The following is a 1,525-nucleotide window of genomic DNA, read 5'->3' on the forward strand; positions in this document are numbered from 1 at the left end:
GAAAATAGTTGGCGCGTTCAAATTCTTCCGGACCCGAATAACCCCGCGCACTACATCGACGTTGGCACGTACGAAGGCACGACCTACCATCTGACCGCGAACAAAACGCCGGGGCGCACCTCGCATTTTGCGCTGAAGTTTGTCTGCGACCGCGCGGGCCCGGCCACGTTGTCGTCGACGGCGGTGCACTACGAACCTGGAGAAAAAGCATGATGCATGTCGCGACTCCAATGTACGCCGATATCGAAAGCGTACTGGCCCGGTTATCGGAACAGCACCGCGGCGAATTCAGCAAAGTCGGCTTTCCGAGTCAGGATTTCACAAACCGGCTGTTGCAGTTTCTTTGGGCGGGGGACACCAAGGCATTGTATTTCAACGGAAAACCGCAAGCGGTATTGAGCATCAAGGCCGATCCGTCACTCGGGCCAATCACGTGGCTTTTGTGCACGACCGAGTATTTCGAGAACGGGTTGCCCGCCCTTCGTGCGTCGCGAAAGTATATGCAGGACGCTGTAAAGCGCTACGGGCCGATTCATTCTTTCGTTGGCTCTGAGCATCCGGCCGCCACGAAGTGGATGCGTGCACTTGGTTTCACCTTCATTGCTGACGTTGGAAATACCAAACTATTCAGATACACGTGACAAACACGTATTAATTTGATAATTTCCGAAACGAGCTAGCGTAATACAAAGTCGGACCTCGCTGCACCGATTGTCTAGTACAGGTGCAGTTTCATGTGCGGTGGCGGCGGAGGCGATCAATACGACGCCTATAAGGAAGGCGATTTCCAGAACTGGAAAAATCTGTTCAACCAGAAAGCGGCGATTGAGACGCAGCTGGCCAACGGAGAAATCTCGCAGGCGCAGGCCGACGCGGCGTTGACGCAGTACGGCGCAGGTTCGCAGTTCGAAAAGCTATCCAACAGGATCAAAAGCGACGCATCTGCGGGTATGGAGCAGCGCGAAGTCTCGCGTCAGCATGACGTCGGGCTCGGACGCATCGGCATCGACAAGGCGTTCAACAAGTTCGACGACAACTATTACAAGGGCTACCAGGACAACTATTCGGGCTACTACATGCCGCAGCTCGACAAGCAGTACGGCGAAGCTGTCGACAAGATGACATCCACACTGGCCGGGCGCGGAATGCTGGAATCGAGTGTTGGCGCGGACACGTTTGCGAAACTGGCCCGCGAGAATGCCGACGCGCGCACGAACATCGCAAATGAAGGTCTCGACGCATCGAACAAGCTGCGCGGCACTGTCGAAAATGCAAAATCCAATCTCTATTCGTTGAATGAGGCGAGCGCCAACCCGCAAGCCGTCAACGCGCAAGCCATCGGACAGGCGACCTCGCTTGTAGCACCGCCGACGTACTCCCCACTTGGCCAGGTGTTCGCGAGTGCTTTGGGCTCGTTCGGCAATTACGTCTCATCCAAAAACAACACGCCAACCCGTTCGTATCAGAGCGCTTACGGGTCTCCGTCCGGCTACGGCTCTGGATCGGTGGTACGATAATGTGCACA

General features: G+C 55.7%; 3 protein-coding genes. All 3 read left to right on the plus strand.

The window, feature by feature from the left end; genetic code table 11:
* On the plus strand, positions 1 to 213 hold a 213-nt coding region (locus ACTJKP_RS26825), incomplete at its 5' end, for a hypothetical protein (protein ID WP_440632824.1).
* Positions 210 to 641, plus strand: coding sequence for a hypothetical protein (locus ACTJKP_RS26830; protein ID WP_440632825.1), 432 nt, complete (start codon positions 210 to 212; stop codon positions 639 to 641). The genes ACTJKP_RS26825 and ACTJKP_RS26830, both read left to right, overlap by 4 nt.
* A gap of 93 nt (positions 642 to 734) precedes the next feature.
* Entirely contained in the window at positions 735 to 1,517 is a 783-nt protein-coding gene (locus tag ACTJKP_RS26835; protein ID WP_440632826.1) for a hypothetical protein, read from the plus strand.
* The last annotated feature ends 8 nt before the right edge of the window (positions 1,518 to 1,525 follow it).

It is taken from the genome of Brucella sp. 22210, from assembly GCF_052045675.1.
GTDB lineage: Bacteria > Pseudomonadota > Alphaproteobacteria > Rhizobiales > Rhizobiaceae > Brucella.